The following is a 16999-nucleotide window of genomic DNA, read 5'->3' as shown; positions in this document are numbered from 1 at the left end:
TCATCTTCTTTCTCTGTCCGGAAATCTGTCTGTCAAACATCACATCACTTACTTGTCACAGGCAGCAGTATTATCTTCACACTCACTGCTCGATCTGTCCCAGTATATAAGGATCCTTGATCTTATTATCCTCTGCAAAGAACAGTATCTTCGTGAGTACTTCCGATGTCTTTGGATCGTCATCCACAAATGGCAGGAAGATTCTGCCTCGTCTCTGTGAATGTACCGGAAGTACATTTATCATAGGTCCTGCCTCCTGATGTACCACTCCACTTCCAAGGTGGACTGTATAATTGGCGCGCTTGCCCTCTATCACTGCATGGTTCTTTGTAAATGTGACATTTGTCAGTCTGAAAAGCGGCATGGTAAATTCTGCTATCGCCTTTCGCATCTCAACAGTCGAATGTGAGGTCTCTGGATCCACGCCTCCTGCATGCGCCACGGAAACAGCCATGTCCACATCCCTCATGACCTCAGAGAATATGATGTCTGGGATATCCTTGATTCTCATATTCTTTCCTGTCTTTCTATCTGAGAACACCACCCATTCGAGGGTCGGTGACTCTATATCCGCAGGTGAGAACCAGTCTGCAAGCGCGTATATCTGTGCTACTATGTTCTCCTTGTAATACACTTTCTGGAGTCCGTCCTCTATGTCTGCTACCCAATGTCTTGACCTCAGACAGCCAAGTGTCTTCTTCGGCTGGATCTGATTGCCCGCGTATCTGAGGGAATGTTCCATATTCATTTCCTCTTCGGTCTTCACATAGAGTTCTCTGAACACCTGCTTGAACGGCTGAACGATCTTGTTGTCAAATACATACTTTTGTATGTCGTGCCACCTGCCTGCTGTATACATGTGGAATGGGTGTGCAACTGTGAGCTTGGTGTCGTCTGACAAATGTTTGTTTTCATCACCAGCGGTTGTTTCAACAAACACATTGAATCCATCCTCAGTTGCAAATCCAAGAACTACATTCTGACTAGGTACACCAGCACTTTCGCCTCTTGCATTATCTAACTGCACATCACCAGCATCGCTGTTATTCCTCAAATCAATATTCTTGCTATCATCAAGATCACTTGCCACTGATGTAATGTTATCAGCCGTATTATCCAACTCCGTCTTCACACCATCCGGCTCCGCCACCTTGAACACCAGCGCCGCTACCATGTCATGTATAACAGGATTCTCCAGCATGCCCCTGATCTCAGCCCAGGTGTATTCCTCCTGACTCTCCATCGCATCCTCAAGCATCGCCTTTGTACGCCTTGACTGCTCCGCCATCTGCTTCTTGGCATCCATCAGAGCCAATACATACTCATCCTTCTTGATCTTTGCCGGAACGGACTTTAACTGTTTGCCGTTCTTCTCACAGATGACAGCGCATTTGCCGCCGTCCTCCATCTCAAGCCATACGGTCACTTCTCCGACCTCATGCGGCTGAAAATATTCCCTCATGCCCTGAACTACAAGGCTTTCCATACGTAGGGTAAGTCTCGTCACGTCCTGATATCCGGCATTGATCGCCATATTGCGCATAGCTGTAGAAACTGCTGCCGCCTCGCTGGCTCTCCTCTGTGCTCCGAACTGCTTGCTCTCCTTCTTGAACTTCTGAAGGAACATGTACCTGTCCTTTATCTGCTCCTCATTCTCTATCGGCAGGATTCCCACCGCCATGAGCAGATCTTTGTTTCTCTTTGCCTCGATCTCAGCCATCAGCTCGGGCTCAACATATTTGCCAAGTGCCGCATCCGCATATTTTCTCGCCCTGGTGTGCTTTGCACCGTCTGAAATGTATTTCGCCGCCTTGTATATAAGCTGGAATCGCTTGTCACCCAGCCTGTCATAGACTTCGGTAAACCACGTCCTGTCAAATGCACCGTCATTCAGCTCATCCACCTCAAGCGGTGTAAATCTCGCTATCATAGCCTTTCTCTTGTCATCAAATGACTCGTTCATGTGCGCCATGAAGTAATAGCATCCCGCAGTAAATCCATCCCATCCAAGATACTCTCCAACTATATCTATCCACTCCGGAGAATACATAGCTGCCTCTATAAGCCTGGCATCACTTATATCCGTACCTGTAAGATAGGCCTTCAAAGTCTCCGCACTGTCATTTGCATCAGGCACACACGCCTGAAGAAGATGCGACATACTGTTCTTCTTACTGACCTTCTGACGATTATAGTAATAACCGGTATTGAAATACGTTGATCTCTCCAACGTCTCCTTGCCTAGGGCTGACAGTATCCTGACAAAATACTCCGCTCCGAATATTCTTGTAAGCCCGTATATATATGGAGAGAATTCTGTCTCCGTGTCTCCCCTTGTGAGCTCTGCAGAAAGCACAAGCTCTGACATATCAGTGTACAGCTTCTTAGCTATATCCAGCCTTTTCTCGTCCGTCTCCGAGAACTCTCCTTCCGGACTGTGAAGAAGTATCTGCCGCACACTTCTCAGTCTTTCACGCTCCGTATATCCCCACTCATAGCCTCTGGTCTGCACCTTCCTGTTGCGCTCCGTTATAAAACGCATCACGTCAGATACACATTTGAGGCTCCTATCCAGGGAATTCCCCTCAAATGCCATCTTGTACATATAATCCCTGGATATAATGCCACGACTGTATGCGGCAATATAGTTCAGGAGACCAGGAACCGACATGACACTTCCTGTGTGTATCCAGTAATATGAATTTCTATCATTTACAACGTCTGAAGGTATATTAAAGTTATGACACTTTGCAAGGGCATAGTTGTATGGGAACAAATGCCTGAAATCCTCTTCATTCTGCCTTGCCTCGTCAGAATCTTCTTTTACGTCCAATATATCGCTGTCACCATCGATCGCAAGCCACCTTGTTATTATCATGATCTGCTCATTTGTGAGCACACTTCTGTGATATATCTTTGAATCATCACCAGATATACTGCTGCCACCTTTATTCCCGCCAAATGTATATATGAGCTCATCGTTTCTTCCAAGCAGATAGTCTGCTGCCACAACGGCAAGCCTCCTCTTGTCACTATCCATCACATATCTTCTATACAGGAAACCAATTACAGCTCTGGCAATGGCAAGATATCCGAATGCCGGACATTCTTCTATATATATATTTCCAAACATATCCGCCATAAAGCTCTCACAGTACTTCTTGAAATCCTGTTTGTCACTGTTGTAGCCATTCAGATACACATAGAGCTGCATGCACATATACGGAGTCTGAATATTCTTCTCGTAGAAATCTACCCACAATTCCTCACATGCCACTTTGTCACGGTTCACATATATGTTTCCACCTGCCTCACCAAGCAGGCCGATCTCTCCGTCAGCCATCTCATACTCATCATTTTTGTGCTCATCCACAAATGCATCAAATTTTCTTAATATATTTATAACTTCTGAATCAGATGTCGTGTCTTTCTTTTTAGGCACAATCTTTGATTTGAGTTTTGCAAATGCACCCTCGCTCTTGGCAGTCTTGCACAGATTATCATTTGCAATTCCGCTTTCAGGGAAATACTTTTTGTACAGCTCAAGGCACTCAGCCAGATAACTCTTGTCAAATACCGGCTCATAGTCCGCATTTACATCATAAAGTCCATACCCCTCATCTGCACCAGCCCGGTCTGTGCCAACATTTTTTATCTCACGTATAAGAATCTGCTCCTTAGTTGTAACACTGGATCTTCCATTCGCAGACTCCCTCTGCATAGCGTCTATATGACCAACACAATCTGTAAAAAGGTTCTGCCTGTTCTCATCATTTTTGAGCTGGAGCAGCAGATCAAGTCCCGCTGTTCTCTTCTCCTCCTTGGAATCTGCGAGAAGTCTTCCGATGAGATCGTCCATGTCATCACCGTCAAGTTTATAAAGTATAGACAGTACAGTCTCCCTTATGTCTGACTTCTTGTACTTGAGCATATTCTCAAGCTGTACATAATTCTCCGGCGAAAGTTTCATATCCTTAACGATCATCGCCGCCTTGTTTCTGGTATATGTCTCCTTGTCGGCAACCGCATCCACCAGTATGGCACGCTGTCTGTCATTTGCCGGCTGCCTTACAAGCAGAAGCAAAAGCGCATCTCTGCTGTACCTTGCGGAATCTATCTCAGGAACCATCTCCGCTATGTAAGTGATCTTGTCCTCATCCCTGAGAGCGCTTGCACAGACCGCAAGTCTCATGATGATTGCAGATCTGTCCAGATATTCGGCATTCCATGGAAATACACACGGATCAAACTCAAGCCTCTTCTTTGGCATGCGCTCAAGTATGCCCATGAGGATATCGTACATCTCCTGACATTCTTTCCTGCTGTCAAAATATTTGTCCACCTCGGCAAATGTCATTTTCTTAAGTTCATTGTTGTACGATCTGCCGTCTTTATATATGAGACTATTCATATAAGGCTGGTAATCCGACATGAAGCTTGGCATGATGACCGCCATGGTGTCCATCTCGTCTGGGAATCTCTTGATAAATTCCTTTGCAACGCTGTGTGTGTACACCTTTCCCAGACTCATTGCCCTAATATATGTGCCAAATACCAGTCTTTGGTGTCTGCTGCCATCAAGCGCCAGCTTGTTCATCACATGGCATGCCTCGTCCACATCAAAGAAACCATAGCTCCACAGCGCAAGATAGATCTGCATGGCATCCTCGCCGGATAATGCCTCACGCCTTGCATTTTCATCATTCAGATATGTATCTATAAGTAGCAGCTGTTTCTTCTGTATATGGTCAAGCTTGCTCTCCTCGTCAGTCACAAGTCCTGTCCAGGTGGCTACAGCCCTCATGACAGATGAGAATCTCAGAAGATCATTCTCCTTTATCACATGGAACAGGGTCATAAATGCACCTGCCGTTCCATAATCCATGTTCTCACAGATCGCCTGCCTGAGTCCCTCCTGAAGCTTTGCCGCAACGAGCAGCTTGCCTACAGCCTCATGTAATCTTGTGTTGGAGCTCATATATATTCCCCTGAGGATATTGGTCGTGAGCCTTGTCTGCGCACTCTCACCGAACATGATGTCCATGAGCACTTCCTCAAGCTCTGCATTCCCCCTGTCGAGCTCCGCCTGTATCCAATATTCAGATATTATTCTATATCCGTTGCTGTTGCCATCCCTGTAATAGCACAATATATCCTGCGGTAATTTCTCCCTGTAGAGAGATACTATGTCGCATCCGTATATCCCCATGGAGTGATATTCATTCATGATCCTGAAATATCTGTCAAGAAATGCCCCATACCTCTTCGTACGCATGGTTCTTCTGTAATAATACTGGCTTGTCTGCCACTTGATTATGCTGTCTATAGAAGTGTAGAAATCCTCCATCAGATGATCCGGCACCCACCCCGGCAAATGCTTCAGCTCCTTCCTGAAGAATTCCGAGGGTATATTCTTTTCATTCTCAAGAAATGTCTCAAGTCTCTTGCCGATCGTTGACTCTTTTACATCTCCATAGTAATTATCCATCTCCTTAAGAAGCTTCTGCGCATCCGCACTGTAGCTCTTTCTGAGCTTCGTGGAATTCTCGTCAAATACCTCTCTCACTTCATCTGCGATTCTCTTCTGCTCTTCAAGCTCAAGTCTTGTCTTCTTGTCCTCCGCCATTGTAACCCCTTTCTTTATGTTCTACCACATTCTGCCCGCCAACATTGTGAGGCGGATAAATGTGATCTCATCCCCTTCGTTAAACTTCTCTTTCCTGTTCAGCTCCGTTAATTCATCCATACCGCGGAACACTCTGAACAGCCCATCCTCAAATCCCTGAATGGCTGTCTCTACCGCCTCTTTCACATCCGGTTTCTTCTCCCCATAGACGATCCCGAATGCTATCTTTCCTATTCTTCCCATGTCATCGATCTGTTCATCTGTCAGCACTGCATCGCCACGATCCATGCGGGATATGTACTGTGCCACGCATATCTTTACTGTCTCTGTTATGAGTTCCCGTAGCGTACTCGGTGCTGTGTCATATTCAAATGGGACCTTGTGAACTGTGTCCTTACGCTTGCCAAGCTGTTTTATGTTCATGTATAAAGTCATGTGATTCCCCCGAAATCTTGTTATATGTATATTCACATTGTGCAGAAATTGCACATACTGAAATAAATGTTCAACTTGTGCAAAAATTGCACATATTGAATAATAGTGTCTGTTAAGCCACATTAGCACTTTCTTTGAACTTATATGGTCTACGTGTTTTGTAGAGCAAATAAAAATTTATCTTTTCATGTATATTGATTATCGAACGTATGTTTGTTATAATATAAGAGGTGCTACCCTATTCGGTAGGCGGTTAGCCTTCGCCACAGGAGTTTATAGCCTGTGTTTACATAGATACATCCATTTACGGAAATCTATTACGGAGGTTTGTGCTTATGCTTACAACGGAACTTTTTATAGCCATCATCAGCTTATGCATAACATGCTTTGCTCTTGGTTATGCCGTTGGCTCTAAGAGCAATGATAAGAAATAAGACAAAAAAGTAACCGCCCTGTCCTGACAAAACTTGGCGGTTACTTTTTTGTAATTGCAATATCAGGGCTAACCGTCTATCGGTAGCACCTCTTTACACTTATATTAACATTCAACCGCTTTTATGTCAAATATATCGTTTTTATTATTTAAGTATAATCATAAACACTTATTTATCATGCTATAAATTATACACCACGTAATATCAAAAGCAAACAAATAAAACTCCACCCAATCATTCCGGCTCATGTATTTACTTAAAAGCCTTGCCAACAAAACCCAAATGTTATATCGTCTCGTATAAACAAGTACAAAAGGGGATTTCAAAAATGAATTTAAAACTTACAAAACCGGAAAACGCCACCGTTCCCGCATCATATGACGTAGATAGGAATAGATCAGAGCAGCCTTCCGATACGAATTTAGAGCAGATACTGTCACTTGATTGATGGAAAGAAAAAGCGCATAGAATACAACAGGAATATATTCAGCGCAGAACTTGCCGGCGTGCCGCGAAAGCGCAAAAACATCTTTTCCATATAAATGCAAATGGGCCATATGACAGTCAGACATACGTAGACGAGCTCACAAATACCGCCTTTCAGGATAAAGTCCTGAACTTTTATACCTTACAACCCTATATTTTAGAAAACGAGAAAATATTATCCCTAATTCTACAAAACAGGTTGATTAAGGATAAAAATTCGACCGGCTCACGGGCAGGAACAAGTCCTAATGCAATTGCTCCATTCTCTCCCTGAGCACTTCCTCCTCAGTGTATGTGTGCTTTCCAAGAAGTTTATCTCGTTTTCCGCCAAATGCCTTATTCAACTTGCCAAGATTGAATCCAACAAGGAATGCGGCAATAACCGTACCGGCGCCCACGCTTCCAAGACTGTGTATGCAGATCAGGCATGTTACGACCGACACAGCCACCATAGAACAGTCAAATCCGATCTTTACCTTTGAAAATTCAATGTGTGTGACCTCTGAGACAGCCTGCATAACACCCTCCCCGGCAAGTGGGATAAGATCCGCCGGCAGATAAAAGAATATTCCGCCTGCTATGAATATGGTACTCACAAGCATCAAAACACCCCTGACAACTATGTTATCTGTTGATGGCAGAAATGTCGCAAGATAATTACAGAACGTCGTAAAGTATCCAAATACTACTCCAACCACTATCTGAAGGAGATTTATCGGTTTGAAATTCTTTCGAAGTATAATGATCTGTATAAGCACCAATGCCGCATGGAATATGATCGTTGCCTTTCCCATCTCGATTCCCCATACACATGTCATCGTATATGGTATAGAGCTAACCGGCGACACTCCCAGATTGGATTTGACTGAAAGTGCTATTCCTATAGTCATAATAAACAGTCCAACAAAATACATTGGGATTCTTACCTTCATGTTCTTCATTACTCTGCTCCTCTTTTTCCAAAAACGGATCATCGTTCTATATATTTTGCAATGACAGATATTAAAATACTCATGTCAACCGGCTTCGCCACATGGTCATTCATTCCTGCTTCATTAGCTTTCAGCCTGTCCTCCGTAAATGCATTTGCTGTCATTGCAATGATCGGTACCTTCTTTGCATCCACTCTGTCCAAAGACCTGATCATCTTTGTGGCTTCATAACCATTCATGACCGGCATCATAATGTCCATAAGAATAGCATCAAAATCACCAGATTCACTTTTTCTGAACAGCTCAACAGCTTCCTTACCATTCCATGCTTTTGTCACGTCCGCACCTTCATTATGAAGCACAAATTCTGCAATTTCCATATTCAGCTCATTATCTTCTGCCAGAAGAATATGCAGTCCCTTTATAGATTTTTCTGATACACACTTCTGCTCTTCACGTTTATTCGCATCTAGATCTATTTTAAACGGAACCCTGATCACAAAGGTAGTTCCTTCGCCTTCTTTGCTTTCAAAGGTAATTGTTCCACCCATTTTCTCGACCAGATTTTTTACAATCGGCATTCCCAGGCCTGTTCCTGCAAATTTTGTGCGGCTTCCTGTGTGTTCCTGCGTGAATGGTTCAAACACACATTTCTGGAACTCCTCAGTCATTCCGATTCCTGTATCCCGGCAGACAAATTCCATTGTCGTCATTTCTGGCTGTTCGGATGGAATTTCCATGCAGCTGATATATATACGTCCGTTTTCTCTATTATATTTCACCGCATTCGACAGGATATTCATCATCACACGTTTCACATACCCTGGACTTCCAATAAAATTCTGGTGTGTGATTTCTTTTTTCTCCCACACGATCCGGATATTCTGTTCTGCAGCCATCGGCTCGATCACAACGAATACTTCCCTTGAAATACTGCTCAGATTAAATGGAATCTCTTCCAGAACGATTTCACCAGACTCAAGCTTACTCATATCCAGAATATCATTTACCAGTTCCAGCAACAGATTGGATGCCTCTTTAACCTTTGTCCTGTATTCCGCCTGCTTCTCCATATCATCTGCATAATAGTCTGCCATATTGACCAAACCGCAGATTCCATTGATCGGAGTCCGGATATCATGGCTCATTCGCTGAAGGAACTCCGTTTTTGCCTCATTGGCGGCTTCTGCCTTTTTTGCAGCTATCAGAAGTTCTGCTTTATATTTTTCGTCTTTTTCCTGTTCCAGTTTCTGATGTGTAAGATTGGTTCTGTATGCCCAGAACCAAAATGTACTGAACATCAGCAAATAAAGAAAAATAACACCTGCTACACTCAATGGAAGGTTATGAAACACTTCTGTGTCCGGAAGATATGCATAAATATAATAATCTCGCTGCTTCAGCATGATACCGTAACATCCAGTTCCCTCATTCTTCAAATGATAAATATGCTGACTGTCTGTATGCTTTTTCATTTCCTGAACAACCTCGTTACCAGTTGTATTCTGCCCCAGAAGGCTCTCATCGTTACTGGCAACAACTATTCCATCATCTGCAATAATTATTGTTCCATCTTTATGGACACTATAGCCGTTTAAAAGCCTCTGTATCGTAAGGGTATAATTTCTAGCAAATTCAGGTGATGTGTAATAGTAGATTGCCACAATACCCGGTGCATCTTTTCTGGCGCAGGCTGCAATATCAATATATGATCCATCTTCCCTGGTAAACCGTTCTGAATAAGATCTTTCTTCATATCCGGCAAAATCCATGATAATTTCTTTTTGCAGATACTCCGTAATCTCGTTGTACAGAAATTCATCCGTGCTGTATTCACAGTCCGTCTTTCCTTCTTTATCCAGTACAATGATACCATCCACCCAGAGCGTCTGCAGATTTTCTTTCAGAAATTCCTGACTCAGCTGACCACCGTTTTCTGTTTCCATGTCGATATTCGTACTCATCTGTCTGGCACTTTCAATCGCACGGAGGAGACTTTTGGATTCCGAAGATTCATTATAATGGGTGTAGCTTGAACACTGCACTTTGACATAGTTTACAATCTCCAACATTCTTTTCTCTGCTTCTGTTTTTTCTGCGTTGAAGAAATAGAACAGAAAGGCTATTGCCACACAGATTCCAATCAGACCACCGAGCAGCCGGATTCGTTTTTCTTTCTTCTTTCTCTTAATATCCAAGATCATCTACCTCCAGATACTTCTCAGGATTATCCAGGTATTTTTCAATGATTTTCAGGGATGTGCCATCCTGACGCATTTCTTCCAGCGTCTGGTCCATCTGCTCACAGATTCCTCTGTCATCATCTTTTGCGAAAGCAACACCTATCCCCGTAATCATCAGCGGTTCTTCTAGAATACGGAAGCTTGTGTTATAATCCTTCATATACTGGAAAATCGATTCCTCATGTGCGGCAACTGCATCTACATATCCTTTCCCCAGAAACGTATAGATCAACTCCCGGTGTGCAAGACTGATCAGATTTCCCAGCTTGGGGATTCTTTCATCTGTCCGATTCAGAAAGATGCCTTCCGGTTTGGTTGTGGACTGGACAGCCAGGTTCTTTCCCTCCAGGTCACTCAGTTTATAGATATTGCTGTTCTCATTTACAGCAACCACCTGACGGCTTGCTATATATGGTCCCGCCCAGCGATAATCGTCAAGGCGTCCTTCCATGGAAAAACAACCCATGATACAGTCAATCTCTCCGCTCTCCACCAGTTCTTTTTTCTTCTCCCAGTTGATCTGTACAACCTCCACCTGATATCCCATTCTTTCGAAAGCTTCTGTAGCCAGTTCTACATCAATTCCTGTCGGGATTCCATCCTCATTCAGATAATTGTATGGTGGATAACTGTCACTCCCGAGCGTGATGATGGGTTTTTCCATTTCTTTTCTACTGTCACCTGTGTTTGTGCACCCTGCCAGGGTGACTGTTAAGATTCCCGCAAGCAGAATGCCTGCAATCACTCTTTTTCCTATCATTTTCCGTCTATCCTTAACTATTTTTTCGTTTTTTCATATCTGATTTCCTAATAAAATTATTATGGTTACATCTATGAAATATCATCATAAAAAAACACTGTCCTACAGACAGTGCACCTAATTTCATGCAACTGGCTGCCATTTTAAAGGCCCTGTAGCTTTGCGTCCCAGACTTTCATCTGGTTTGCCGATTATCATTTTTTAACTTTTAAACTTATGCCCAAAAAAAGAACAGCCGATATATACATTCGAACTGTTCTTCTACTTCCGAAGTCCACACAACATTGACATCACTGTTTCCTGCTCATTTGTACTAAGATCGTTCCATATCTTTAAAACGTCTTTCTGCAAAAGTCATTTTCGCTTATATCTTTTTTATAATATCATAGGATGTTACGTTTGTCACATAAAACTTTGAAGCGCAAATCATTTTGTAAACCATTCAAAGCAAAATATTAGGCAATACCATTCAGCAAACTCTTTGCCTGTTTTATGTTAAGCACCTCCGTCCCCCATCTCTACCTATAGAAAAAAGATCCAGGCACAACTTATACGTCATGTCTGGATCTTTCTGAAATGTCTATAAAGAAATTATTTTATTGAATATATCTTACTTTTTGATAACCGCTTTCTTAGACACACCCCTTGCTACCAGAAGTTTCTTATAGTAAGCAAGCTTTGATGCCGGTACTTTTACGGTCATCTTTGCGTATGTTCCTGTAAAGGCAGCAGCTCCTACCGTCTTTGTGGTCATGGCTGTGTTTCTCACCACAAGTGCCTTGAGGTTCTTACATCCGTAAAATGCCTTTGAACCTATGGTCTTTACATTCTTGCTTATAACAACCTTTGCAAGCTTTGTATTACCCTTGAATGCTCTGCCTCCTATGGCAGTGACCTTGAATGTCTTTCCGCCAAGCTTTATCGCATCCGGCACAGTAACAGAAGTTGTCTTCTTGACAACCGACACAAGAGTTACTGTTCCCCTGCCGCTTGTGGATGCATTTGTTATCTTATATCTGTAGTTTCCGTATGTGTATACCTTTCCGGCCTTTGTAACTATATTGAAGTATCTCACCACACTTCCACCATAGTTGCCAATTCCGGTTATGACTACCTTTGCCTTGCCGAAGTTCTTATTAGAATAGCATGTTATCTTGTAATTCTTATTCAATGTGAGCTTGGTCTTGCCGTACACCACCTTGGTATTTGGCTTTACTGCCTTGCCTGTATACATAACCTTTGCTGACACAGCCACCTTTGCCTTTTTGATATCTCTCTTTGCAATGGCAAATGTCAATGTAACCGTGCCTTTGTATTTTCCTTTGCCCTTTACGACCGCCTTGGCTGTTCCGGCATTTATATTCGATGAATATGTAACTGTGTAATCTGTGCCAGATACAAGTGTGGTATTTCCGACACTAACCACTACTGCAGGAGTTATCTTCGCTCCCGTATATGTAGCCTTGTAGGATGCCTTCTGTGTCGCCTTATAAATTACCTTTGCGCTCTTAGATATGTCAACCGTTATCCATGTCCACACAGCCTTCAGTGTAATATCTCCATCCACGGCTCCATACAACGCATCGGCCACATATGTCTTACCTGCATTGTCGGTCCATGTCAGGCTGTACCCAGGCTTTGATGCTGAGTAAGCTACACCATCTTTTGTAGTTATATCGAGCTTTGAGATATCAAGTATTGAACCCTTGTTGAATGACGATACACAGATCTGATCATCATTCTCATCGACAAATGTCACCTTGACCATAACAATGCTCTCACCCGTGCTGTCTACAGGATCCTTTGAATACGTCGGATCTCCGCCTATAACGGCATCTCCGTCAACTATGATCTTTCCATCGTCTGATCTGACACCAAATGATCCACCTGTACTTGAACCTGATGCATCTGCTGTGATCTTTCCGCCTACAAGCTTTATAGAATTATCCGCTGATATAACCGACTCATCCTCGCCAAGAGCTGTGGATGTGGCATCAAGCAAGCCACCTGTCATCTCGACATCCTTCGCTGCAACGGCCTCCGACACTGCCTCTATCTTGTTGCTGCCACCGGATATCTTCACTGTGCCAGCTGATTCAACGCCCTTGCCCTCAGACTTTATCTTTATGCCTGATATCTCAACATCTCCGTCAGCCTTCACCGCCGGAGCATCCGGTGTTGATGAGACTATCACTGATGAATCGCCATTTCCATTTATCTTCACAACACCTGATCCCGCAGAATTCTCCATACATTTGATTCCATCTGAGACGATATTGTTTCCAAGCACACTGATCACGAATGTTCCAGAATTGCCTGGATCTACTGTGAGTTTCTTTAACACAGCACTGTCTATCGTGATACTGCCTGCTTTTCCGGTATCAACCGCCACATCTGCGCCATCGCCCGTCACAGTATAATCACCGCTCTGTGTAAATGAAACCAGTATATTTTTACCGGACTCAGACACTCTTACAGTTGGATTGCCATTGCCATCTACCAAAGCTCCAACATATTCACTGTCGCCAAGTCGTCCAACATCTATTGTGTATGGATCTGACACAAGTGTCACAATCTCAAGTGCCTTACTCATTGCACCGGCATTCAGATTTGAAGTTGCCTTCATTCGTCCATATACATAATACTTTGTAAATGCCTTGCGTCCTGCAAAATATGCGCCGTCCTGCCATGTGAGACTATCCGCATCATCGACAGGAACTGTAGATATTGCATATTCAACTCCTGTATTTGTACCTGATACATAGCTCTCAACTGTTACAGATAATGATGAAACTGCCTTTTTGGCAAGTGACACACTAGCTGTGTTCTCAGACTTTGCGACTTTCGCTTTAAGAAGTATATTCGCTGTTCCATTTGCTGTTGTGATCACAAGTGTATCGCTATAGCTTCCTGCAGCAAGGCCTGTCACAGGTCTCACCTCAACAGAGGTCTCCTGTCCGGCTGCTATCTGACCTGCAGGATATACTGTGATCTGGAAATTACTTCCGGTCTTGAGACTCGCCTTCACATCGCTCAGCTCAGTCTCGCCACAATTACTTAAGCCTATGCGTTCTGAAGAAACATCCCCGTATCCATAGACAAGAGCATTCCATGCCTTTCCAGAAGTTTCGCATGACAGTTTTCCCGGCTCAAGAACCTTGACTTTGCACACAGCCTTAACTCCTGAACCATCCTTTGCCTTTGCGGTGATGGTGGCCGTTCCAGCTGTAAGTGCCGTTATCTTGCCATTCTGAACTGATACCTTTGTCCTGTCAGAGCTTGTCCACACGAGTGAGCTGTCTGTCGCATCCGCTGGTGTGACTGTGGCTTTTATCTGTCCACTCTCACCTACCTTCATAGTAAGTGCCGTTTGGTCAAATGTGATTCCTTTGACTGGTATAACCTGAGTTTCCGTAGAAGACTCTGTAGTCTTTTCTGTTGATGAACCTGTTGTTGATCCTGTCGAACCCGTGCTGGATCCAGATGAAGGATTCTTTGTTGCCTTCTCTGTGGTAGTTGTCTTTGTTGTAGTCTCAGTGGTGACATTTCCACCTGATTCACCGCTTATCGTCCTAAGCTCTGACGACACCTCGCTCTTTGGAACTACCTTCTGTGCTGCCTTCTCCTCATCTGTTCCGCTGTTCTTTACATACAGATAAAGTCCAGCTGCTGCACCCACAAGGCTTGCATTATAGTCCAGTGCAACCTCGTTCTGGTTATAATCTTCTGAGCTATCTACATAGGATGTACTCGAACCCGCCGGACCGCCAACCAAAGCGCCGACTAGTACATGTGCCTGCTTTGTATATGCATTTCCAGTTACAGAACCCTGATATCCGCTTGAGGCTCTGTGATGAGGGTACTTTGATGAATACTTGTTGTAACCGACAACAAAACACTTTGAACCTGCATTGTTGCCAAGTATGTACTTCATCTGACCATTTGCCCATGATGAATAATCATTCTTTCCATATATAGTATCATACAGAAGACCTGTCATCTGATGAGCAGTGTTATATCTCGCCGATCCCCAGCTGTCTATCAGGCAGAAATTGTTATCTCCTGACTGTGTCTTGCTTGCTATAAGTCCTGACTGGTTCTCCACGAACACGCTCTTCTTGGATGAATTAGGACTGTAGAGCAGAGCCGCCTGAGCCACGTTATTCCAGCAAAGAGCCCAGTTAGGATTTGTTCTGCCACCATATACATTATTGTATTTTGTTGCATATGCTGATTTTCCTGTAGCCTTGTACAGAAGAGCCGCCGCAAGGGCATAGTCATCTTCCCATGAATCTGAGTTATAGAAACCTGATGCCGGACCCGAGCTGTTCTTCTTAGCCTTAGTATCCGCATATGTGAAAAGCTTCTCCGCATAGGAAAGCGCTTTCTTATCCTTGTAATTTATATAATATGCCGCAAGTGCCGCCGCTGTCTCTGAAACGATATCTGTACACGTATCCGAATCAGATGTGAATGTTGCCTGTCCACTTCTTGATGACTGCTTTTCCGGAGCTCCCCAGTATCCATGATCGACATTTCCATCACCGACCTGATAACAGAAAGCCTGAACCGAGCCATCACTTCCAAGGACTGTGCATCCCTCGAAATAATCAACGAATCTGTCCATGATCCTCTTATAGTGTGCCTCTGTAGCAGTATCCGCAAATGCCTCGGCAAACTCCATGTGCGCAAGTCCTAGAACTGTAGCCGAATATGCCTGTGGCAGACCAAACTTGGCATGATCTCCCGCATCATGGTATCCACCGCTGACATCCACAGTCTTTCCATTATATGTTGTTTTTGCATCCTCAGTATGGCAGTTTGATCTCCAAGAAAACTCACTCTTTGCAGATACATCACTTCCGCACATATTCGCATCATAAAGATACAGTGACTCCTGAAGAAGCTTTGCATAGTTGTACTCAACATCCGTATTGATCTCGCCTGTGTTGTCCCCGGCTCCGCCAGATGATGATGAAAGTGAACCGATAAATGAGTCAAATGCACCTGACTGTGAGCTGTAGTACACCTTGACACCTGTTATAGACACACCATTTGCCGTGCCTGTGTAGCCAAGCTTTGAATAACTCACGCTCGATCCGGCATTTACTGCACCTGACTTCTTGGATGTGTTTGGATATATGTACAGCTTTCCATCACTGAATACACCCTTGAGGGCTGACCAGCTACTGTAATCCTTTACTGCAGTTACTGAACCATTCACATCAGCCACCGCTATCCAGTCTGCTATGTATGAATTGCTCTTGTTATTTATCGTTATCTCTGTCTCGTAGTAGCCGTCTCCCTTGGCTGTTCCATCTCCATCGGCAAGGCTTGCAGTTACGCTTGAGCTTGTGTTTCCTATAGAATCAAGATCCGCACTTCCTTGTCCGCTGCCTCCCGAACCGCCAGACTCACCTGTTGAACCTGAACCGCCTGAACTATTCTTTGTTCCGGCAAGAACCGCTGATACAATTCTGAACTTTATCGTACTGCCCGCCTGAAGGTTCGCCACCTGTATTCCAAATGCCACCTTCTCCGTGCTGGTTGTGCTGATAGATGACAGATCAAGTACGGTCCCAAACTGACCGCTCTTGGACAGATCTATCCACTTGTCATTATTCGACCAGGAAGATCCATATGATGCAAATGGCATAACTCCCGCATTCTGTCCACTTGCAGCGGTAAATGTGTCAACCGCATATGTGATCTTAAGCGTCTTGTATCCCGCATCCGCAATAGCCTTCATGGATGCCAGATCTGATGAAGGCGAAAATCTGATCTCCGCCTTTCCATAATCACTCCACTCATCTGTTGCCGCAGTCACCGTCTTCCAGCCGGTGTCCGGTTTCAGATCCTTTGTGATGCTCTCTGCCTTAGCTGTGATCTCCGGCCATGTTATATTGCCGATGATCATGCATAAGGTGAGAACATATGCCAGGATCCTGCTCGCTGCTTTCTTTCTCATTTCCCTTTTCCTCCTTGTACTTCCTTTTCTACCAGAAAAAAATACCCTATTATTAAAAATATAGCACAGAAAACATCTTCATGCGACCCAATAATCCGTCATTATTTATCCGCAT

General features: G+C 43.9%; 6 protein-coding genes and 1 riboswitch. All 6 genes read right to left on the bottom strand.

What is annotated here, in order from left to right; translation table 11 throughout:
• Positions 1-82 precede the first annotated feature (82 nt).
• The 6 genes from DXB91_RS08425 to DXB91_RS08400 all read right to left on the bottom strand — a co-directional run bounded on the left by DXB91_RS08425 (position 83) and on the right by DXB91_RS08400 (position 16884).
• A complete protein-coding gene (locus DXB91_RS08425; RefSeq protein WP_118017508.1) occupies positions 83-5626 on the bottom strand; it encodes a DUF4132 domain-containing protein in 5544 nt (1847 codons plus the stop codon).
• Positions 5627-5647: 21 nt separating this feature from the next.
• The gene (locus tag DXB91_RS08420; protein WP_118017506.1) at positions 5648-6061 is read right to left on the bottom strand and encodes a hypothetical protein; all 414 of its coding nucleotides are present in this window, start codon (positions 6059-6061) and stop codon (positions 5648-5650) included.
• Positions 6062-7226: 1165 nt separating this feature from the next.
• Positions 7227-7922, bottom strand: coding sequence for a YczE/YyaS/YitT family protein (locus DXB91_RS08415; protein ID WP_118017504.1), 696 nt, complete (start codon positions 7920-7922; stop codon positions 7227-7229).
• A 29-nt stretch (positions 7923-7951) separates the two neighbouring features.
• On the bottom strand, positions 7952-10117 hold the full coding sequence (locus DXB91_RS08410; protein WP_118017502.1) for an ATP-binding response regulator: 2166 nt from the start codon (positions 10115-10117) through the stop codon (positions 7952-7954).
• A complete protein-coding gene (locus tag DXB91_RS08405; RefSeq protein WP_117549050.1) occupies positions 10101-10916 on the bottom strand; it encodes a substrate-binding periplasmic protein in 816 nt (271 codons plus the stop codon). Before DXB91_RS08405 ends, DXB91_RS08410 begins: the two co-directional genes overlap by 17 nt.
• 123 nt (positions 10917-11039) lie before the next feature.
• A riboswitch (cyclic di-GMP riboswitch) is annotated at positions 11040-11115 on the bottom strand.
• A 411-nt stretch (positions 11116-11526) separates the two neighbouring features.
• A complete protein-coding gene (locus DXB91_RS08400) occupies positions 11527-16884 on the bottom strand; it encodes a glycoside hydrolase family 9 protein (RefSeq protein ID WP_118017500.1) in 5358 nt (1785 codons plus the stop codon).
• Between the last annotated feature and the right edge of the window lie 115 nt (positions 16885-16999).

This window comes from Coprococcus sp. OM06-34AC (assembly GCF_003462545.1).
Taxonomy (GTDB): domain Bacteria; phylum Bacillota; class Clostridia; order Lachnospirales; family Lachnospiraceae; genus Coprococcus; species Coprococcus aceti.
Note: the sequence above shows the minus strand (reverse complement) of the source record. Positions and strands in the feature narration are given on the sequence as shown.

Bases quoted from the DNA above. Each gene is read 5' to 3' on its own strand.
- DXB91_RS08425 (WP_118017508.1), bottom strand. From the start codon at position 5,626: ATGGCGGAGGACAAGAAGACAAGACTTGAGCTTGAAGAGCAGAAGAGA.
- DXB91_RS08420 (WP_118017506.1), bottom strand. From the start codon at position 6,061: ATGACTTTATACATGAACATAAAACAGCTTGGCAAGCGTAAGGACACA.
- DXB91_RS08415 (WP_118017504.1), bottom strand. From the start codon at position 7,922: ATGAAGAACATGAAGGTAAGAATCCCAATGTATTTTGTTGGACTGTTT.
- DXB91_RS08410 (WP_118017502.1), bottom strand. From the start codon at position 10,117: ATGATCTTGGATATTAAGAGAAAGAAGAAAGAAAAACGAATCCGGCTG.
- DXB91_RS08405 (WP_117549050.1), bottom strand. From the start codon at position 10,916: ATGATAGGAAAAAGAGTGATTGCAGGCATTCTGCTTGCGGGAATCTTA.
- DXB91_RS08400 (WP_118017500.1), bottom strand. From the start codon at position 16,884: ATGAGAAAGAAAGCAGCGAGCAGGATCCTGGCATATGTTCTCACCTTA.